Annotated in this window: 25 protein-coding genes; 3 read left to right on the top strand and 22 right to left on the bottom strand. The window is 41.2% G+C overall.

The window, feature by feature from the left end:
* Positions 1–7 precede the first annotated feature (7 nt).
* Together C9889_RS05025 and C9889_RS05030 are read right to left on the bottom strand one after the other, a co-directional pair.
* On the bottom strand, positions 8–2,209 hold the full coding sequence (locus C9889_RS05025; protein ID WP_129597670.1) for an ATP-dependent DNA helicase: 2,202 nt from the start codon (positions 2,207–2,209) through the stop codon (positions 8–10).
* A 56-nt stretch (positions 2,210–2,265) separates the two neighbouring features.
* Entirely contained in the window at positions 2,266–2,814 is a 549-nt protein-coding gene (locus C9889_RS05030; RefSeq protein WP_129597672.1) for a type IV pilin, read from the bottom strand.
* Between the two features lie 223 nt (positions 2,815–3,037).
* Between C9889_RS05030 and C9889_RS05035 the strand changes: the two genes are divergently transcribed.
* From C9889_RS05035 to C9889_RS05045, 3 genes are all read left to right on the top strand, one after another.
* Complete coding sequence (locus C9889_RS05035) at positions 3,038–3,214, top strand: 4Fe-4S binding protein (RefSeq protein ID WP_013036610.1); 177 nt, start codon at positions 3,038–3,040, stop codon at positions 3,212–3,214.
* Between the two features lie 281 nt (positions 3,215–3,495).
* A complete protein-coding gene (pyrH, locus tag C9889_RS05040) occupies positions 3,496–4,200 on the top strand; it encodes a UMP kinase (RefSeq protein ID WP_129597674.1) in 705 nt (234 codons plus the stop codon).
* 40 nt (positions 4,201–4,240) lie between these two features.
* Positions 4,241–4,561 (top strand): hypothetical protein, encoded by a 321-nt coding sequence (locus tag C9889_RS05045; protein ID WP_129597676.1) that lies wholly within the window; start codon positions 4,241–4,243, stop codon positions 4,559–4,561.
* A 3-nt stretch (positions 4,562–4,564) separates the two neighbouring features.
* Here C9889_RS05045 and C9889_RS05050 read toward each other — a convergent pair whose 3' ends face one another.
* The 20 genes from C9889_RS05050 to C9889_RS05145 all read right to left on the bottom strand — a co-directional run bounded on the left by C9889_RS05050 (position 4,565) and on the right by C9889_RS05145 (position 18,772).
* Complete coding sequence (locus tag C9889_RS05050) at positions 4,565–5,560, bottom strand: isocitrate/isopropylmalate dehydrogenase family protein (protein WP_129597678.1); 996 nt, start codon at positions 5,558–5,560, stop codon at positions 4,565–4,567.
* Positions 5,561–5,597: 37 nt separating this feature from the next.
* Positions 5,598–6,404, bottom strand: coding sequence for a DUF7714 family protein (locus tag C9889_RS05055; RefSeq protein ID WP_318531527.1), 807 nt, complete (start codon positions 6,402–6,404; stop codon positions 5,598–5,600).
* A gap of 4 nt (positions 6,405–6,408) precedes the next feature.
* The gene (locus tag C9889_RS05060; protein ID WP_129599418.1) at positions 6,409–6,885 is read right to left on the bottom strand and encodes a 3-isopropylmalate dehydratase small subunit; all 477 of its coding nucleotides are present in this window, start codon (positions 6,883–6,885) and stop codon (positions 6,409–6,411) included.
* 298 nt (positions 6,886–7,183) lie between these two features.
* A complete protein-coding gene (locus tag C9889_RS10380; RefSeq protein WP_225419993.1) occupies positions 7,184–7,336 on the bottom strand; it encodes a hypothetical protein in 153 nt (50 codons plus the stop codon).
* Positions 7,333–7,611, bottom strand: a complete 279-nt coding sequence (locus tag C9889_RS05070) for a hypothetical protein (protein ID WP_129597680.1) — start codon at positions 7,609–7,611, stop codon at positions 7,333–7,335. Before C9889_RS05070 ends, C9889_RS10380 begins: the two co-directional genes overlap by 4 nt.
* A gap of 178 nt (positions 7,612–7,789) precedes the next feature.
* Complete coding sequence (locus C9889_RS05075) at positions 7,790–7,984, bottom strand: YwbE family protein (RefSeq protein ID WP_129597682.1); 195 nt, start codon at positions 7,982–7,984, stop codon at positions 7,790–7,792.
* 131 nt (positions 7,985–8,115) lie between these two features.
* Positions 8,116–8,421, bottom strand: a complete 306-nt coding sequence (locus tag C9889_RS05080; RefSeq protein WP_129599421.1) for a nucleotidyltransferase family protein — start codon at positions 8,419–8,421, stop codon at positions 8,116–8,118.
* Positions 8,422–8,514: 93 nt separating this feature from the next.
* On the bottom strand, positions 8,515–10,980 hold the full coding sequence (locus C9889_RS05085; protein ID WP_129597684.1) for an oligosaccharyl transferase, archaeosortase A system-associated: 2,466 nt from the start codon (positions 10,978–10,980) through the stop codon (positions 8,515–8,517).
* Positions 10,981–11,082: 102 nt separating this feature from the next.
* Positions 11,083–11,997 carry a glycosyltransferase gene (locus C9889_RS05090; RefSeq protein WP_129597686.1) on the bottom strand — a complete coding sequence of 305 codons (915 nt, stop codon included), beginning with the start codon at positions 11,995–11,997 and terminating at the stop codon, positions 11,083–11,085.
* Between the two features lie 2 nt (positions 11,998–11,999).
* Complete coding sequence (locus tag C9889_RS05095) at positions 12,000–12,860, bottom strand: hypothetical protein (RefSeq protein ID WP_129597688.1); 861 nt, start codon at positions 12,858–12,860, stop codon at positions 12,000–12,002.
* A 19-nt stretch (positions 12,861–12,879) separates the two neighbouring features.
* Positions 12,880–13,152, bottom strand: a complete 273-nt coding sequence (locus tag C9889_RS05100; protein ID WP_129597690.1) for a hypothetical protein — start codon at positions 13,150–13,152, stop codon at positions 12,880–12,882.
* 53 nt (positions 13,153–13,205) lie between these two features.
* Positions 13,206–14,429, bottom strand: a complete 1,224-nt coding sequence (locus C9889_RS05105; RefSeq protein ID WP_129597692.1) for a glycosyltransferase — start codon at positions 14,427–14,429, stop codon at positions 13,206–13,208.
* 99 nt (positions 14,430–14,528) lie between these two features.
* Entirely contained in the window at positions 14,529–14,822 is a 294-nt protein-coding gene (locus C9889_RS05110; protein ID WP_129597694.1) for a hypothetical protein, read from the bottom strand.
* 20 nt (positions 14,823–14,842) lie between these two features.
* Entirely contained in the window at positions 14,843–15,421 is a 579-nt protein-coding gene (locus C9889_RS05115; RefSeq protein WP_129597696.1) for a hypothetical protein, read from the bottom strand.
* Between the two features lie 103 nt (positions 15,422–15,524).
* Positions 15,525–16,328, bottom strand: a complete 804-nt coding sequence (locus C9889_RS05120; RefSeq protein ID WP_129597698.1) for a sulfotransferase family 2 domain-containing protein — start codon at positions 16,326–16,328, stop codon at positions 15,525–15,527.
* A 188-nt stretch (positions 16,329–16,516) separates the two neighbouring features.
* Positions 16,517–17,449: an NAD-dependent epimerase/dehydratase family protein gene (locus tag C9889_RS05125; protein WP_225419994.1), complete on the bottom strand. Its 933-nt coding sequence runs from the start codon at positions 17,447–17,449 to the stop codon at positions 16,517–16,519.
* Between the two features lie 13 nt (positions 17,450–17,462).
* On the bottom strand, positions 17,463–17,687 hold the full coding sequence (locus tag C9889_RS11425; protein WP_129599423.1) for a sulfotransferase family 2 domain-containing protein: 225 nt from the start codon (positions 17,685–17,687) through the stop codon (positions 17,463–17,465).
* 39 nt (positions 17,688–17,726) lie between these two features.
* The gene (locus C9889_RS11430; protein ID WP_129599426.1) at positions 17,727–17,897 is read right to left on the bottom strand and encodes a sulfotransferase family 2 domain-containing protein; all 171 of its coding nucleotides are present in this window, start codon (positions 17,895–17,897) and stop codon (positions 17,727–17,729) included.
* Positions 17,860–18,171 carry a hypothetical protein gene (locus tag C9889_RS05140; RefSeq protein ID WP_129597700.1) on the bottom strand — a complete coding sequence of 104 codons (312 nt, stop codon included), beginning with the start codon at positions 18,169–18,171 and terminating at the stop codon, positions 17,860–17,862. Before C9889_RS05140 ends, C9889_RS11430 begins: the two co-directional genes overlap by 38 nt.
* 19 nt (positions 18,172–18,190) lie before the next feature.
* Positions 18,191–18,772, bottom strand: a complete 582-nt coding sequence (locus tag C9889_RS05145) for a class I SAM-dependent methyltransferase (RefSeq protein ID WP_129597702.1) — start codon at positions 18,770–18,772, stop codon at positions 18,191–18,193.
* Positions 18,773–18,895 lie beyond the last annotated feature (123 nt).

An 18,895-nucleotide genomic window follows, 5' to 3' on the forward strand; every position in this document is an offset into this window, starting at 1 on the left:
ATATGTGTCAGGACAGCTCTTCCATGTCCGAAAAGAAATTGAGCAGGGAATATTTCACTTTCCCGGCTTCCACATCAAGGAATTCTGCTCTCTCATCTTCTGGAAATGAAGGGTATACCGAATATTTTCCCAGTCTTTTAACCGAATCCGTCATGAACCTGCCATCCAGCAGTATCCTGACACCGTAATCGGTTGGTGAACGTACCACTCTGCCCATGGCCTGTCTGATCTTACGTATCGTGGGAACCTGTACCGCATATTCCCAGCCGGCACCATAACCGAATTCATGATCATAGGCAGATTCCACCGCATGCATCCTGTCATTCAGGGCTGAATAGCCTACACCGACCACCACAACAACCCGACCCCGGCCATTGCGGTAATCCACTCCTTCACTGAGGGTACCCCAGAGATAGGTGAAAAGGACGGCTTTGCCTCCCTGCTCTCCGGTCTGGAAGAATTGCTTGCGTATATCCTGAGCAGATACCCCGGTTTCATCAAGGAACAGTTCGACATCAACCACACCATCGAATTTGCGGAAATAACGTTTTGCCTCAAAGGCATTCGGGAAAAAGATTATCACATTGCCCCCGGCATTTTCAATGGTGTCCTGTAGCACCTGTTCTAATATCTGCAGGTTCTGGGGATCGTCCCGTATTCTTGAATACTGGGGAGGCACGGATACTGCGATTGTCAATCTGCGTTCTTCAGGAAAAGTCAGACCGTATGCTAAATCGCATGTCTGCCGTGTGATACCCAGTGTGCTTTTGATCATATCAAAGGGACGCAGAGTTGCAGACATCAGGATTGCTGAGTAGATCGAATCCAGCAGCGGACCTGTAACGTTTTTCGGGATACAGGTGAATAGTTCCAGCCTGCCATAGATCTCCCCGCCCTGATCCCGGCGGACATTGAGTACCGGATAATAATTCTCGTTGTTGCAGAGTTTGAGATACTGGGAGAAGAATTCTGCTGTGGGGTTTAGGTGGGATCTTTTCAGGATAGGCGTCTGGCCCTGTTTGTACTGTTCATGATAGGCATTATCCAGTAAACCCCCCACTTCAGCAGCAATCCCGAGCAATTCCTGTACCTGTTTTTCCTCCCCATAACCGGTTTCTTTCATCCGCCTCATGAAACGGGCGTGGACCACATCATTTCTTTCATAGGGGTCACTTATGCGTATATCATACCAGTTGCGCCCCACACGCTGGCGTTCCCCGAACTTGAAACGGTTATCATAGGTATCCCTGACCACTTCCAGGAGAATGGAGAGCACGGCTTCCACATCTTCTACCGGCATGGAGGTGAAAAGATCACTTTTTTCATTGGCATTAAGTTCAGCCAGGGCACTTTCAATGGTATGTTCGGTCAAAGTAATGGATGAATGGGATCTGGCAGCATTTTCTATATTATGGGCTTCATCAAATATTGCAATGATATCTTCGGGTTCTTTATCCATCCAGCGCAGCATTGTGGAAAATATCATATCATTGAGGATATGATGAAAATTGGCTATGACAAGGTCGGCATTTTTCAATTCCCGCTTGAGAAGTTCATATCCACACATGCCGTTCTCAGCGGCGTAATCACTGACCTCTTCGGGATCGCGTACATCCTGGAACAGCCACTTCTGGAATTTGTCATCCTCTGCCCTTAAAACCTCATACAGAGGATCACATGAACGTTTCCTCAGGGAACTTGCTTTTTCCTCGAGTTTTTCCCGCTCCTCCTCGACAGCATCCCTCAGAGAAGCATGAGCTGCTTCTCCCGAGGATTTGTACTCGTCCCAGGCAGCCTTTGATTCCTGTTTTTTGAGAATGATTTCCTTTTCGATCTCCATGAGATCATAGGTATTATCCCGTTTGGCCTCGCATTCATCATACCCCTGTTTCAGGGGACACATGCCCATCTTACCCTTGAAAACCAGGACCTTGATGTCATGGGTACGTTTAATCTGGCGGGCTTCATCTATGAACTGTAACATCTGTTGATGGACATTCGTGGCAATGAACACAGTTTTGCCCAATTGTTTTCCCACATGCAGCGAAGGAACCAGAGCACTCAGGGTCTTCCCGGTCCCACAGGCTCCTTCAAAAAGCACCAGATTTTCTTCCAGCAGGGAGCGGTGAATCTTCTCCATTGCGTCCTTCTGGTTGGGATAACATTGCTCCAGGGGGAAGTACTGGATATAATTGTCAGGGGTGCTCATGGCTTTCCCTAAAGCTCCTCCTATTAAAAAGATATTGGATGGGAATTTTATGCGTGTCAGGAAGCGGTCAGAGTTTCTTCTATGATTACTGTGTTGGTAGGCGTATGTATGATTTTTACAGTTATCTGGTCACCTTTTTTCAGGGGACATGCGTTCTCCCCACTGTTAATACGGAACATAAGCAATTCGCCTGTAGAAAATTCGATTTCTTTGATTGCTCCGGCAATTCCATCAGAACTTTTGTCGAATATATCTTCATTCCCTTCTATATTTTCGGAGGAAAGAGCCACACCAACATAAGGCACATGCTCCGCCGGAAGATTGACTAATTTAACACGTTCCCCACAAACTTCAGTAGCATCCACCACAATTTCAATATCAGATAAATTAATACAATCGCCCCCTTCATGATAGAGATAGACTTTCTGGTCATCACCTCCGTCCACATCACGCACCAGTTCCCCGCTTGAATGTGCCACAAATGGTGCAGGCTCCTGCATTTCAAAGGCTGTGGCAAAGAAGATCAGAGTGACTCCAAGAACAATGGTTATGGCAATCATTAACATGATGCCGACAACAGGAGAAATTGCTTTTTCATCTTTCATTGTATCATATATCCAAATTGAGAGTGTGTTTACAATATCATTATATTACACCAAAATAAATATGTCTGTTAAGTTAAAAAGATTCTGCAATCGTTCCGTACTCATTCGAAGTAAGGGTGAAAACAGATGCCATAAATCCTAATCGATAACTTTTTATTTTAGTTATTTAATGATAGGATGAAGTCTATTAAGACATCAAAAATTAACAGGAGAGTCGATAGATATGGTAGCAGTAATCAATGTTGACGAATGTGTAGGTTGCGGAGCATGTGTGGACGAATGTCCCTCTGAAGCAATCTCAATGAACGATGAAAACATTGCAGTCGTAGACGCTGAAGAGTGTGTAGACTGTGGTGTATGTGTGGACGTCTGTCCAACCGAAGCAATAACAATGGAATAATTATTCCATTTTCTCTTTACTTTTTTGAACAAATTTGCCGGGTCAATCCTATGTCTGAAGAGGGAATCTATTACGTAATCAGAAATTACAGAACTACTTCCTATTCTTCAGGTGCCACGGGTTTGGACAGAGTGCGATTGTATCAGGCATACCTTTTATGAAGGTAGGAAAATGCAGCCTCAACAAATCTTTTTTACAAACAGGCTGTATTCTTCCATCATCCTCATTTTACATATAATATATTTACATAATATTTTTGAACAATATCCGGAGGACCATTCATGCTAGTAGTAATATCAATAGGCGGATCCATTCTTGCCAGGGACCTAGATCCAGAGAGGTTCGCAAAATACGCCGACATGCTGGAAGAACTTTCGAAAGAACATTCCGTGGTAGTAGTGACCGGCGGAGGTGTTGCCGCCCGCCAGTACATAGAAACTGCCAGGCAGGTCGGAGCTAATGAGGTCACCTGTGATTTTATAGGGATCGATGTTACCCGCCTCAATGCCCAGCTTCTAATATCTGCCCTGGGTAAAAATGCCTATCCAGAACCACCTCAGAGTTACAGGGATGCAGAACTTGCACTGTCCTCCGGCAAGATCATTGTAATGGGAGGGGTTATCCCGGGACAGACCACAGATACGGTGTCCGCTGTACTTGCCGAGTATCTGGGAGCTGAGTTAATGGTGATTGCAACTTCTGTGGACGGCGTATATTCAAAAGACCCGACAACATCCCCTGATGCTATAAAATTTGATGTGATGAGTCCCAAAGAACTGCTTGATGTGGTAATGTCCACCGAAATGAAAGCCGGTTCAAAATCCCCTGTCGACCCCCTGGCTGCAAAAATAATCGAGAGATGCAATATTGAAACAATCGTTATGGATGGTTCCAGTGAAGGGGATATTTACAAAGTCGTAATGCAGGAAAAAATAAAGAGTGAGCCTGTCGAAGGAGAACGTGTGGGTACACGGATTAAGAGCTGATCAGCCACAATTGCGGATTATTTGTAAATAATAGTATTTTATGGGCTCTGTAGAAACCTATTCTCTACCCTCAAGTCAACTTATGCAGGATATGTTCACTTCATCCATGCAATCACCCGATGGTGTTGATACCGGCATAGGGATGATCCTGCATACGGATGTGGGAAGCCTGGAGACCCTTTCCCTCCTGGTCCTTCTGATCATAGCGGTCCATGCCATTATATCCGCTCTGATGATCCGGGTTGTAGACGGAGGACATCCTCTGGTCGGAGCTACTGATTTTGTGATTATGATGTGGATTGGCGGAGGAAGCGCCGTGGTAACAGAGAAGGGAATTGCCTCCCTGCTGGGCGTGACCTGAAAATCAGGAATGGGATTGTACGTAGTGTACCAGAAACTCTGTTACTTCTGCCGTTGTGGAGTTGCCACCCAGATCAGCAGTCTTTATATTTGCATTAACAGAAGCCTCCACCGCTTCCCTGACAATTTGGGCCTCTTGAGATCTATCCAGCCAGTCAAGCAGCATGGCCACTGAAAGCACGGCTGCAATCGGATTGGCTATGCCCTTGCCTGCAATATCGGGAGCACTGCCGTGTACCGGTTCAAAAAAAGCCTGTTTTTTTCCAATATTGACACTGGCCAGCAAGCCCAGACTTCCCACAAGCGCCCCGCCGAGGTCACTCAGGATATCCCCGTAGAGGTTGGGAGCCACCACTACATCATATTTTACGGGAGAGCGCACCATATCATACGCCATGGCGTCTACCAGCATAGCGTCATGAGTTACGTCGTAGGATTGGGCAACGTCCCTGCAGGTATTCAGGAACAGGGAATCCGCCTTGATCACATTGGATTTGTGGACAATTGTCAGATGATTGTCTCGTTTGGCGGCATATTCACAGGCTACTTGTGCAATACGCTCGCAAGCCCGGCGAGTGATTATACGCTTGCTCCAGGCTTCATTCTCGCCCACTTCCTCAATTGACGAATACAAGCCTTCAGTGTTTTCCCGCACCACCAGGATATCAAAATCAGTGCTGTCTGTGGCACCTATTATTCCCTTTATGGGTTTTAAAGGCCGAATATTGGCATAGAGGTCCAGTTCCCGGCGGATGGTCAGCAGCACACTCTTATAGTCGGGATCTGACGGAGTTGTAACCGCTCCGAACAGGATGCAGTCACAGTTTTTCAGGATTTCGAGATCTGCATCCGTGATTGCCTTACCGGCCTTTTCCCATTTACCGTAACCCAGTTCCAGAGAGATTTTTTCCAGTTGCAGATCGAAGCAATCCAGTACCTGCAATGCCGCAGGAATTACCTCCCTGCCCACACCATCCCCTTCAATTACAGCCAGTTTCATGCATTATCCGTCCTTATCCTGTCCACAAGATCCCTGATCATATTTGCCACATCAAATTCGGAGGCACCCCAGTGCACGGTTGCGCCAGGAAAACCATTGATGGTAACCTGCCCGCATTCTCAGCCCGGCAACAGCGAGCGATGAAGGGCCCTGTGGGTCTGACTATATCACTGGTGAAGGGACAGAGACTGATAAACTCATATTCCAGCCCCGGGAAACGGGATTCGAAAAGAGAGCGGGAAATTTCACAACCCACAAGTAAAGAGCCGGGTTTTTCGATCACATCGGTGTCAAGGCATTTGCCTTCAAGACCCGAGGAAGAGCAGGGGAAAACCGTATCAGGACCACTGTATTGGGTCAGATCAATCGTGTTTTCTTTGAACGTGATTGTGAGATCGCCGAATATACCCGAAGTTTCTAGGCGGCGCATCACATCGGTCAGCCAGGAAGGATAGGGGGGAGCGATATCCAGGATTTCAAGTTCCAGTATTGCTGAGGGGTCGGGTTCATGGACAAAGGTCACATGTTTGTCGATTCCCGTAAAGATGACCGTGGTTATACTGTTTTTACACAATTCTACAGCCTTTTGAATCAGGAGAGAGCGATCCTTGATATTGAGTTTCTCCTGGAAACTGACAATGTTTGCAGGTTTTGCCAGCAGTTCCACGGATTCGGCTTTACGCAACAGGCCTTCACCACTATGTTCCACCTGATAGAGCCATTTGTTTCCATTGCACTTCTCCACAAGCATGTAATGGGTCAGAAAATAGATAGGTTCTTTTGAATCCTCGTCTGGATGAATATGGGTTACACCCACATGCTTGTATTCTTGAGGGAATATCATGGATTTAGCCCTGCTGCTGTTTTTTCCGGTGTTCCACAAGCCCGCCGTCACTCAGTATTTCCAGCAGGAAATCGGGGATCTGCTGGCCCCTGTAAGTCCTGTCTGCCACTTTCACAGTGCCTTCGGAGAGGTTGACTTCGACCTCATCACCCTCCTCACATTCCACTTCCGCCTCAATCAAAGGCAGGCCCACATTAATGGAATTGCGGAAAAAGATACGTCCGAAGGATTTAGCAACCACACAACCCACACCTGCATGTTTGAGCGCCAGGGGAGCCTGTTCTCTGGAGGAGCCACAGCCAAAATTGTTGCCACCGACAATGATGTCACCGGGAGATACTTTGTTTGAAAAATCGGGGTCGATGCCTTCCATGGCATGATCGGCAAAGACCTGCATATCGGTGGTGCGCAGGTATTTACCCGGGATGATTACATCGGTGTCCACATCGTCACCGAAGATCCATGCTTTACCTTTAATCACTTTGTCCAATCCTCTCACCTGCTTAGGGATACCTCTTATCTATTATATGTAGATAGCGAATTATGCGTAATTGTAGTTGTATGCAAAGTGCGCCTTATTTCTTCTGATAGCCAAACAATTTGTCATAGGTGGCATGATCAACAATGTCTACAATCATCACAAGAATAGAATTACTGCTGTCTGGATCTTTTTTTAGTGTATAGAGCAACCTCCAAAAATGAGGCAATTCCAGCCGGAATAGATTCGTTATGCCATAATTTTTGAGATATGTCCCCGGAATCAGTTTTTTACTTATAGGTCATCCATAATGTACATCCCTCTTGAGAATATCGGTTTTGTTTCGGATTGCTTCCACAATGGCCATTTCAACTTTGGAGTCGGATGCCTTCTCTTGCAACCAATGATAACTATCAGCTGCGTTGTCGATCAGGACGATCCGAACCTTTTTCATAGCTCAATGCCTCGAGATATCGCTTTGTTGAGCCCGGGGTGATCATTGTGTATCCAGGTAATACCTTTGACACTTACTGCAATCTTATCGCTTTCTTCCAGATATTCCAGAATGGTCGTGAGTGTATTATGATTGACCTGTTTGGGCAATTTCCTTTTCAATTCGGCAACAGATATTATGCTTTCATCCATATTCCGGAGGGTTGCTTCTACCATTTTGATGGTATTCAAAGTCGGTGAACGGCTTTGTTTATTTAACGGTGCTGTCGTGTTCATAAGTAATCTCCCCCTTCTTATTATTCAATACCCAATTGATATCAATTGATAATTAATAACTACGCAACCATAACTATATAGCACTTTTGCTGCTTTAATCCAACGTTGACAGTCAAAATTAATAAAAGAATTCCTGGCTTTGTTGTATTAGATCAAAAATACAACAAATGACCCAGTATCAATAAATTTCCTTCACCCTACCGACACTACCATCGTCCAGTTGTACTTTTATTCCGTGGGGATGAGATGAGGATTTGGTGAGAATTCTTTTCACAATACCTTTGGTTATCTTGCCGCTCTTCTGGTCCTGTTTTAGAACAATTCCTACGTTTAACCCTAGTTTGATATTCGTTCTGTTAGTGCCTGCATTCATGGTCTGAAGGTGCCTTTGTAGGCATATAAGGGTGTTTATTGATGGAAAAGAGTTACAATAGGAGATTTGATTCAGAATATTGCTATATTATTGTATGTAGTGGAGAATCTGGCAGACTTGACTTTCATTCTTCATACCGGTATGGCCTCATTCAGTATATTTTTCCCGATATTTGGCTTCAAAGCCTTTTTGTGCACAAGATCAACTTTTATTCCCAAAGTATCAGAAAGATAGTTTTCAAGCTCGATGAACTCAAGCAATCCCGGGGTTTCACTGAATTCCACCAGTATATCAAGGTCACTACTACTCGTTTGTTCTCCCCTGACATAAGAACCAAATACAGCAAGAGAGGCGATCTTATATTTTTCCTTTAACTCCGGCAACATCTTGTGAAGCTGGTGCCTGTAAGTATCAATTACATTGTTTTGTGAAGCCATAGGCATCTGATTGTTTTGTTTTTATTATATTAATTGATATCGCCAACAAAAAAAAGGAATTCAGGAAAAGTAGAGAAATGGAGAATAGAGGCCTCAGACCTCTATTTCCCCACCATTCAAAACAGCCGATTCGCTTACCCGCACGGATTCGGTGGTATCCCCGAAGGAAACCTTGTAGGAACCTGTGGGTGCGGTATCGAACTGTGTCTGGCCTGTCATTGGTCCTTCAGTCGAGTAGGGCACCACGAATTCATAGGTACCATCCGTGGCTGTGGTGGACTGGGAATACTCAAAGGTTCGGCCGGTAGTAGTGCGGATGGTATTTGTGATGGTTACTTCTTCACCTTCAGGTGCCTGTCCTGTGATGGTGGCACCGTCCACATACTCGAAGATCTTCACATAACCGGTATTCACCACTTCAATATTGCCGCCAAAGAGGGCATTGTAGACCTGCTTGTAGCCAGTCTCTGCAGTATTGGCAGCAGGGGTTTCGTGCACCATACGGTACTGCTCAAGACCATCACCATCAAAGATGTGCAGCCGGGCTTCCATTGTATTGAAATATCGCTCTCCGGGTACAGTCTGGGTACCCTGGGCAGTCTGGGCCTGCACATAGTAATTATCGGTATCCAGAGTCCAGGCAGCCATGGCATAGAATTTACCGGTGGCCATTTCCACATCGGAGACCACGTAACGTGCCCCTGCCTTGTGGGGGTCGGGATGGATGGCTTCCAGTACTGCTGTAGCCTCTGCTTCAGAGGAGGCCGTGAAGAAAGTGGATGCACCGGGTTTATTCTCATCTTCCATACTTCCCCGCCGGCCGCCTATACCCTGCTGGAAGGGATTGGCGTTGGGAATCCTGTGGCCGATGACTTCAAGCCAGTGGCCGTAATCCCACCAGGACATTACTCCATAGGCTTCATCGGGATAGGGATAGAGTTCACCTTCAGGCGGTTGTTCATAACTCTCATAGTAATCCAGACCGGGATCCGGTGTATTGTATTTCATCCATTGTGTTGCCTCGATCCAGTAGCCATTGGGTCCACCTGTGCCCTGGTTCTGCTGCATGGAAAGGTCATAGGACGGATAGGCCAGTACAAGCACCACCAGTACAAGAGCAACTGCATGTACCGGTTTGATCTGTTTGAGCCAGTCGCTTATACTGGATGTCGCTTCGGCAAAAGGACTCTTGATATTTTTCCAGCCTGCCAGGTCCAGCACTTTGATTCCCAGATAAGCCGATAGGATGGCTGCATTGACCGAGTAGTAGTAGGCAAAGCGGTTCTGCTGCAGCATGGCCCAGATGATCATTACCGACCAGACGATCAGGAAGGTCTGCTCCCGGTTGTTGCGGCGATAGATGGCAATGTAGGCCAGGATTGCCAGGGCGAAGAAGGAGAGAATACCTGCCAGAGCGAAATTATACCAGAGGGGTTGCAGGGTGAACTGTCCTCCCATCAGAGGGGAGGCTTCGGCGATGGTGAGGCCGCCGCCTGTACGCATGAAATAACCGAAAACGCTTGTTACCAGAGCATAGGCCGATTCGGAGACTACACGGGCCAGCAGAATACCTCCGCCGAAAAGAGCTGCTACAGAGAGTGGATAGTAATAGCGGTTGAGTTGTTTTTCCCTCATGTAGTACGATATCACAGAGAGAAGGGGAAATGCCACAAGGCCTGCTGTCAGCCCGAATATTTGTCGGAATTTGGTGTTTCCTATTTCAGGAGCCAGCAGTACCATTACAAGTGCCACCGCAAAGATTGCCATCCCACCGATGGCCAGATACTCCGTGGAGCGGCCATGCATGTGGTCAATGATGTGCTGGGCTGTGATGTAGACGCCGATTATGAAACTGAAGAACAGGGCTCCTTTCCATGCAAGGGTGTAGGCACCCAGGAAAAACCCTGTAAGCAGGAAATAGGGAAGAAATGGGCGGATTTGTGAGAAGCCTTTCTCCCTGAGATGGGATAGTGTAAAATCACTGGATTCACTGCGTCTTAGTCCTCCAATTAAGAACATTGCCACAACCGTGCTGAGCAGGGCTTCTGCAATGTGATGATCGTTAAAACCAATTATAGCACGTGACAGGAACTGCCCCGGAGCCAGTGCAATAAGCAAGGCTGCGAGCAACCCAATGCGACGATCATTGAAGGCCCATTTGCCGACAAAGTATGTGGGAATGACAACAAGGGAGCCAAGCAGGGCCGGGTAATAAGCACAGATTGTATGTGTGAGTTCAGTGGAAGGATTTCCCATGCCAATTATCCATATAATACTGGCAAGGAACATGTCAAAGAGAGGGGCAAAAACCTGATCGGTTCCATGAGGATATTGCGTATAGGCATCAAACCAGAGCATAGAGGGGAAATTATGCAGAATATTTTCCACATTTCTCAGATGGTACCAGGGATCATTCCCCCCGAAACGCACGAAGTTTTCAGATATGAATACGCCTTCTGCAGGGATTGTTCTTATGTACAGTGCCAACAGGAAAAACAGTAGAATTCCTGTAAAGGGTAAAATGGAAGATTTTAATTTTTCATGATAATCTATACTCATAGCCCACACTTCTTGAAATGATTGATAAGATGATTGATGCAATTGTATTGTTCAATCCAATTTAAAAGTTTTGAGAAGATGAAAGATAGCCGATGACTGAAATCAGGAAAAGAATTTCTCATAGACATAACCAAAAGGTTTCATGCCTTTATTCAAGATGTCAACGAGATAAATGCCCGCCTTTTTCCAAACAGGCAAAGCATTCCACAGAGACGAATCTTTCCTGAAAGTAAACAGGCTCCAGGAATTATCATCTGAACCGGAAAGAGAGGATGCTGCATTTTTGTTCATTTTTCTGGACATCTGGGGATACCGGTGAGATAACTGATAGAAACCCCGGCCAATCCGGAATGATTTTTTGAGCAAAATTTTCAGCGATGTCCTTGCCGGGTGATACATGACAATATCAGGATCATAATATAAGTTGTAGCCCGCATCAAAAACACGGTTGCCGAACTCATAATCCCCGCTGGATATCAAATTTGGGTCAAAGACACCCACATGTTCAAAAATCTCTTTGCGGACTACAAGACAACATGTAGGTGCAAAATATCTTTTATACACATATTCATCCATGGGAAACCCTGACAGCTTATTGTGCAGGGCTGACAGGGAATTACTTTCAGAATAGATCTCCACCCTGCAACCCAGGTAATCCGCATTGTGTTCGGCCATGGATTGGCTTATGTTTTGCAGCCAGTCCTTTTCCACTGTCATATCGGAATCGATAAAGGCAATAATCGAGCCTTTAGCAATCTCAAGTCCCCTGTTGCGGGCAGCATAGGAACTCTGGATAGTATCCTCTACAACAAGTTTTACTGAATAGTTACAATACTTTTCTGCAATGTCCGGGGTATTATCCGTGGAACCATTATCCGCAACTATGATTTCAAATTTTCCCGGATACTCCTGTGCCACCAGGGATTGCAGCGTATCCTCTAGGCCTGATGGATCATTGTACACCGGAATGATCACGGAGATAAATGAATTCTCGTTTTTTTGGGGAGAGTGTGGCATTTTCAATCCTTTAGTTGTACTCTGTGTAATATAGCAGAGGGCATTCGGGTCAATTCATAGATACGTGAGGTATGGGTGACAGGGTCTTCTGTATTTCGATCCAGCATACCGGTTTCATGGTTGTAGCATTTCCTAAACTGTCTGTTGACCCACCTGTCGGTAATGTCCACCAGATCATTCTCATCCATATGCTTTAACATATACAGCGAATAAGGGACCTCAAATCCAGGTGGATTATAGGGATATCCGTATTTATTGGATTCCAATGCATAGACATATTCATCTTTTAACATATAATCAACAGCCTTTCTGAAATTTTCAGTCTCCCAGAATTCACCGGAAGGCATGTTCTTCTTCAAAAGGGCAAATGCATACATATTGAATGAATGATAACCTATGGACTTGTGCTTCTGTTTCCTGATCCTGTCATCCAGATCCATCCCGATGAGAGGAACCTTTTTGATCAAACTTCTATACCTGAATTTCTGGAAGGTGGACAAAAGGCCTGCATGTAAATCATCAATAGAGATGTTTTCCCTTAACCTCTCAATATGATGATGAATGAGCCCATCATCCAGGATTGTGAGATTTTGCGGCAGGCATTCAATAAAACGCCCCACCCTATCCATGACCTCAGGATGGTCGTCACCTATCAGGGAGCCGCAGGCTGCAAACCACAACTGGTGATTGAATGTCTCATCCATTGATAGAACCCGACCATCAATCTCAAGACGGTTCCACAAACCGTATTTGTGGTTGAACTGGTGCTTAGTGAACACATCTGCTGCAACTGACCTATATTTTTCATCACCGAAAACCTCTGCAGCTGTGACAAGGGCTTCAATGGTCCAGGCCTGTCCCATCAGCCCATTGCAGCTGTCCTTACCTTTTTTTGGTGCGGTGATGGAACGAAAAACCATGTGGTCTTGCCTTTTTGGAAGACAGGTAACCTGCAATCTCGCAGACCTTATCCCTATATATTGCATTTCCTGTCAGCTCATAGCATTTCGCAAAGATCATTAACCAGTGCCCGGAGGTTCGAACTGGTGTTTCCGGGTCATGATAGGGACCATTGTGGCCGGCCGGAAATGAACCATCAGGATTCTGCAGGTGGCAAATCCTGTCAGATACAGCGATTATGACATCACTCAGCATTTATTTGCTCCGTTTCAACTTTAACACATTAATGATGGGTGAAATATTACTAATTATATATTCTTGTATTCAATTGAATTTTGGAATATTTCTTCTATTTTTTTAGCTTTATCCTCAAAGCGAAAATCATTTAAAACTGTTTGATAGGCCTTTTCTCCCAAAGATATCCTTAAATTCGAATTTAGATATAATTCATGCAATGCTTCTGTTATACTATCACTATCTTCTACAGGAACGAGAATGCCATTTTCTTTATTTGAAATTAATTCAGAGGGACCTGTATCACAATTGGTAGATATGCAGGAAAGTTTTAAAGCCATTGCTTCTAAAAGCACATTGGGAAAACCTTCACGTCTTGATGGAAGTATAAAAACTGAAGATACTTTAAAAAAGGGATATGGATTATGCTGTTCACCAACAAAATTGACATAATCAGATATTCCAAGAGATAATACTTTTTCTTTCAATTTATTTTCATCTTTCCCCGTTCCTACAATAATTAATTGACTACTAATATCTCTAGGTTCTTTTAAGAAATTCGAATAAGCAAGCAACAATATGTCGAGCCCTTTTCGGTATTCATCTAAACTGCCACAATATAAAATATTAAATGAATTTGAATTTATTCCTTTTAGATCAATTGGTTTTGTAGACAACGATTGTAATTTTTCAATATTTACACCATTTTGAACAATTTTTATTTTAGAATCACATAAAGGGAGTTTCTTTTTAAGACGCTCACCTCCTGTATGTGATACACAAACAATTTTGGACTTGAGTCTCAATATGCAAATCAACCAGGGTGCAGATCCAAAATTAAATTTTGCTTTGATTTTTTTATAACAATAATTGAAAGGATTGCGTTGAATCTGGGGTTCCGGTAAAATTTGACCACTAATAAAAATTACACTTGGAATTCCAGAAAAAAACGCTGATAGAATAGTTATTTTATTTCCCAAAAAAGCCCTACTATAAATTAAATCTATCTCATTTTGCTTTATGTAGCGAACCACTTTTCTTATTGTTTTAAATGTTATAGTGTTCCATATTTTGCGCCAAAGGTAAATTGATTTTTGACGTGTTTTAGGGTTCACAATATAATATTCAAAATTATTTTGTTTCAATACTTCAAAATAGTCTCCTTTTTCTTCTATTACTATGATAGATACTGACCAGCCTTTTGCCCTCAAATTTTCAGCTATAGCTAATCCTTGACGTTCAGTTCCTCTTGATTTTAAATATGGTAAGACGAGAGCTATTTTATGACTTGTATTCATGTTTGTACATTATTCCTTTCCATTTTTAAGTATACTTCTCAAAAATCACATGCTGAATTACATATGTTACCCAAGTACTTCTACTTATATAAACGTCTATTAGTAATACCTATATTTTAATGCTAGAGGCCACGAGATAATCCAATAATAAAAAAGGTCTTTATATGAAAGGTGTTCTTTCCATTCAAATGACTGTTTTAATACAACATTGTCTGATGAAAATCTCATTCTGTTTCCAGCCAAAATGTGACCTTTTACTGGTATCCCTGAACCATTAATTAATTTATCAGATATGTCTGAAAAGTTAAGGTTTAGCATTCTTCCAATTTTAGATAGGACTATATCAGGAGTGGAAATTAAATCTTCATATCGGACCCTAATTTTTTTTAGCATTAATTCTATGGCTTACAAGTTCACTTTGTAGATTTGTTAAAAACCAACCTTTTTATTCTTTTTTTCTCATCAGGATTTTTTTTCATGATAGAATAACTTACCCCTCTTCCATCTCTAATCAGATGAATTAAAATTAGTTCAATTTCGGGTATCAAAGAAAGATAAAAAGCACGAGTTGGATTTTTAGATGAATCAACAATAATATTTTTCCCACTCGATGAACTTAGTGATTTTAGAAATTCGAGAGTATAAAATAAATATTGATTAAAATCTTCACTTTTACTCCAATTTAAGTTGAAAGGGATTTTCGTGTCTTCATATTTTTTTTGAAGGCGTTGATATGATTTTATATTTTTGATACCAGTCCTATATTTCCAGGTATCAATTACTTGGTTACAAAACTGACAGGTTTGACTTTTTTGACCACATGTACATAGACAATTTTCCTGATATTTATTAAGAAAATTGTTATATTTCAATTCACCACAACTTTGGATTTCGGGATGATTCCCCAAAATAATATCCAAAAGAGTGGACCCACTATGCCCAGCCCCCATTACATAAATTACTTTTATCTTTTGCCGTTCAATCATAACCATGAATTCACCTTATTATTAAAATTAATACAGTATCATTATTAGTGCGCGATGAGATAAAAAATATAATAGAACTATATAACCAGACAATCGATATAAATCTTGATTAATTATTCCAATTATAAGATAGAACAGATATTTCATTTGCACATATTTTTTCAATTTTAGCACGTGAGTGCTTGTCTAGAATTTCGGAATAATGTGATTTATTTTTCCGATACTTATGCTTTGATAAAGGCAACTTTATTTCATCACAAATCCTAATTTTATCTTTAATAAAATGCAGGCATTCTGACATATTCTCATATCTACCTACAAAATCAACTGCTATTTCATCATTTATGGTATAAATATACCAATTCGAAATTAATCCAGTTGGTTGATTTTTCAAGTATTCAAAAAGTGTAGGTGTTTCGGCAAGATGCTTTTTGCTCCAGCAATAATTTTTGAATGTTTTGGTGTATGAAAAATTATCAAGTGGAGGCAGGCGGTACAAAAATTCGGATATATCCGGACTTATATTCTTTTTTCTAGTACTCCAATGATATCTACTAATTGCTTTATCATATGGATTACGTTCAAAGCAAAATTTGAAATAATTTTTCCAGACATCCTCCGAAACATGGTTTTTAATATAACTTGCAGGAACATGATTGTAATATTTATAATAAGGTTTTAATTGATTATTAAGCACTGAAATTTCATCACACATATAATATAATTTGTTTTTTATGATATAGTTCTGAGGGCCACGATAACCTAACTCAAGTCGAATTTTCTCATCTTCTGGAGATATTGGAGTTATTATATCATCAGGCCCACAATATTTAGACAGAGCAATTTCAATACTTGTACCTGCTGTTTTTTTTGTTTTGATAAATATAAATTTATGTTTATGGCTAATAATCATATTAATCGATCTCACTAAAGGACTACTGACAAATTATTACTATTCTCTGAGTATATGATATAAATTATACCCTATAATGCAACTTATACCAATCCACGAACCTCTTAATCCCGTCATCAATGGGAGTATCTGGCCTATAGTTAAAATCTTTCATCAAATCATCCACATCTGCCCAGGTAGAAACAACATCACCTGGTTGCATAGGCTTGTAGTTCTTTTTTTACTTCTTTTCCTGTAGCTTTTTCTACTGCTCCTATAAAATCCATCAGGTTTACAGGACGGTTGTTCCCAATGTTATAGATTCTATATGGAGCCTTTGAAATGGATGGCACCGGCTCTTCAGAGTACCATTCATTATTTCCTTCTGGTGGTTCACTACCTATAATTTTAATAATGCCAGCCACAACATCATCTACATAGGTAAAATCCCTTTCCATATTGCCATAGTTGTACACATCAATTGACCTGTCTTCAATTATGGCCTTTGTAAATTTGAAATAAGCCATATCCGGGCGTCCCCATGGACCATATACTGTGAAAAAACGAAGCCCTGTAGTGGGTATTCCATATAAGTGGCTGTATGTGTGTGCCATCAATTCATTAGATTTTTTGCTTGCAGCATATAAACTTACAGGGTGATCCACATTATCCTGTGTAGAAAATGGCATTTTTGTGTTGAGACCATAGACACTTGAACTGCTAGCATATACCAGATGTTTGATATTGTTATGCCTACATCCTTCAAGAATATTCATGAATCCAACGATATTACTTTGGATGTAGGTATGAGGATCTTTTAAGCTGTATCTAACTCCTGCCTGTGCTGCAAGATGGCACACAACATCAAATCCTTCCGTTTCAAAAAGATTTTCTATGTTACCCCTGTCTTCAATATTTAATTTTATAAACCTGTAATCCATATATTCGTTGCTCTGGACAAACCTATTGTATCCTAGGTTTTTAGAATCTATTCCTGTCTGTTCAAGTCGCCCAAATTTCAAATCTATATCATAATAATTGTTGATGTTGTCAAGTCCAACGATTTCATGACCAGAATTAACTAATTTTTTTACAAGATGAAAGCCTATGAATCCAGCATTACCTGTTACTAATATCTTCATGATCATCAATATATTAAAAATGGTAGTTGAAATATTCTATGTCTTTTTTATAAATTAATTCCACAATTTTTTTTGTTTCATTATTATAATATTTCCTATAATGTTTGTGTGAAGTTCTATTTTTTACAGGTAATTCACCCTTAACCCCAAGATAATGTTTTATTTTATCAAAATCCTCATCTAGATTTTCAAATTTGCCTACAAAATCAACAATGATTTCATCTTTATCATTGGTAATCCACTCTACTTGAGGCTGACACTGACTAAATCCTTAACATTATATATTCCAATTGGGTCTATGCCATTTAGATATATATATTCCACAAATTTTGTAAATGAATATTTTTTTACTCAGTTTTCCTGTTTTTAGGAAGTAAAAGTACAAAGAAACCAACCGATCCCAAGGATTTCTAACAAAAGCGAATTTGAATGATTTTGAAAAAAAAATCTGGAGATATGATGTGGTTTTCCAAAAGAGTTAATACATTCACATGACCAAAGGTTACTATACCACCATTATCAAATTTATGGAAATGTTGTGATTTTTTGATTTTGTGACATCCATGATTTGAAAGAACATCATATATACTGGTGCCAGCAGTTTTTGGTATCCAGAAAAAGATAGCATCCTTTCCATTTTTATTATAAGTAACGTCCAACCTCTTCATAATTTTAATATATTTTTTGTTAACATGGGGAGATGCTATTATTTTATCTACCATTTTATGAAGTAGACTGTCTTTAGATATATATTGATATTTTTTTTATTTGTAACGGAGCTTTTGATGATTCAAGTTCATTATTGAAAGTACCTATGTTATAATGGCGATAGTGTTTATTTTTTAGAGGAACGACGGTTGTGGGTACGGAAATTATAACTTTCCCTGATTTTTTTGTTTTGTTAGCTAAATCATTTATAAAACTATCAACATCACAATCTGGCACGTGTTCTAATGTTTCAATACAAGTAACTACATCAAACACAGAATTTAAATTATTAACATCTTCGTTATAATATGTAAATTGGGGGTTGAATCCTTTTGCAAATTGTATTGCTCTGTAGGAGAGATCACAACCTACCTTTTCAATATCATCACTTAATTCGCTTATAAATCTTCCATCACCACATCCTACATCCAAAACAGAAGTGGGATTTGATTTTTCAACCATTTCTTTTATGTGATATATATAACAAAGATATCCAAAAGCTGGTGAATCTAATCGATGTCTGAGAGGGTAACAATTTTCATCTAAAGCAGATATATGATGATATGGAAATGTATATTGATTATCTTGAACTTTAAATTTGTTTTTTTGATCCATTACATACAACTCCTATTTCTCCCAAACTTAACCTAATATAGAGCATTTTATCACTGTAGTAGATGTTCCGTTAAAAAACAATAATATGATTATATAAAAGAATCGCTAATTTTGAAAACGATA

The sequence above is a fragment of the Methanohalophilus profundi genome (genome assembly GCF_004137855.1).
Lineage (GTDB): Archaea > Halobacteriota > Methanosarcinia > Methanosarcinales > Methanosarcinaceae > Methanohalophilus > Methanohalophilus profundi.

Coding starts and splice junctions, on each gene's coding strand:
- C9889_RS05025 (WP_129597670.1), bottom strand. CDS start 2,209: ATGAGCACCCCTGACAATTATATCCAGTACTTCCCCCTGGAGCAATGT.
- C9889_RS05030 (WP_129597672.1), bottom strand. CDS start 2,814: ATGAAAGATGAAAAAGCAATTTCTCCTGTTGTCGGCATCATGTTAATG.
- C9889_RS05035 (WP_013036610.1), top strand. CDS start 3,038: ATGGTAGCAGTAATCAATGTTGACGAATGTGTAGGTTGCGGAGCATGT.
- pyrH (WP_129597674.1), top strand. CDS start 3,496: ATGCTAGTAGTAATATCAATAGGCGGATCCATTCTTGCCAGGGACCTA.
- C9889_RS05045 (WP_129597676.1), top strand. CDS start 4,241: ATGGGCTCTGTAGAAACCTATTCTCTACCCTCAAGTCAACTTATGCAG.
- C9889_RS05050 (WP_129597678.1), bottom strand. CDS start 5,560: ATGAAACTGGCTGTAATTGAAGGGGATGGTGTGGGCAGGGAGGTAATT.
- C9889_RS05055 (WP_318531527.1), bottom strand. CDS start 6,404: ATGATATTCCCTCAAGAATACAAGCATGTGGGTGTAACCCATATTCAT.
- C9889_RS10380 (WP_225419993.1), bottom strand. CDS start 7,336: ATGAAAAAGGTTCGGATCGTCCTGATCGACAACGCAGCTGATAGTTAT.
- C9889_RS05070 (WP_129597680.1), bottom strand. CDS start 7,611: ATGAACACGACAGCACCGTTAAATAAACAAAGCCGTTCACCGACTTTG.
- C9889_RS05075 (WP_129597682.1), bottom strand. CDS start 7,984: ATGAATGCAGGCACTAACAGAACGAATATCAAACTAGGGTTAAACGTA.
- C9889_RS05080 (WP_129599421.1), bottom strand. CDS start 8,421: ATGGCTTCACAAAACAATGTAATTGATACTTACAGGCACCAGCTTCAC.
- C9889_RS05085 (WP_129597684.1), bottom strand. CDS start 10,980: ATGAGTATAGATTATCATGAAAAATTAAAATCTTCCATTTTACCCTTT.
- C9889_RS05090 (WP_129597686.1), bottom strand. CDS start 11,997: ATGCCACACTCTCCCCAAAAAAACGAGAATTCATTTATCTCCGTGATC.
- C9889_RS05095 (WP_129597688.1), bottom strand. CDS start 12,860: ATGGGACAGGCCTGGACCATTGAAGCCCTTGTCACAGCTGCAGAGGTT.
- C9889_RS05100 (WP_129597690.1), bottom strand. CDS start 13,152: ATGCTGAGTGATGTCATAATCGCTGTATCTGACAGGATTTGCCACCTG.
- C9889_RS05105 (WP_129597692.1), bottom strand. CDS start 14,429: ATGAATACAAGTCATAAAATAGCTCTCGTCTTACCATATTTAAAATCA.
- C9889_RS05110 (WP_129597694.1), bottom strand. CDS start 14,822: ATGCTAAAAAAAATTAGGGTCCGATATGAAGATTTAATTTCCACTCCT.
- C9889_RS05115 (WP_129597696.1), bottom strand. CDS start 15,421: ATGGTTATGATTGAACGGCAAAAGATAAAAGTAATTTATGTAATGGGG.
- C9889_RS05120 (WP_129597698.1), bottom strand. CDS start 16,328: ATGATTATTAGCCATAAACATAAATTTATATTTATCAAAACAAAAAAA.
- C9889_RS05125 (WP_225419994.1), bottom strand. CDS start 17,449: ATGAAGATATTAGTAACAGGTAATGCTGGATTCATAGGCTTTCATCTT.
- C9889_RS05140 (WP_129597700.1), bottom strand. CDS start 18,171: ATGGTAGATAAAATAATAGCATCTCCCCATGTTAACAAAAAATATATT.
- C9889_RS05145 (WP_129597702.1), bottom strand. CDS start 18,772: ATGGATCAAAAAAACAAATTTAAAGTTCAAGATAATCAATATACATTT.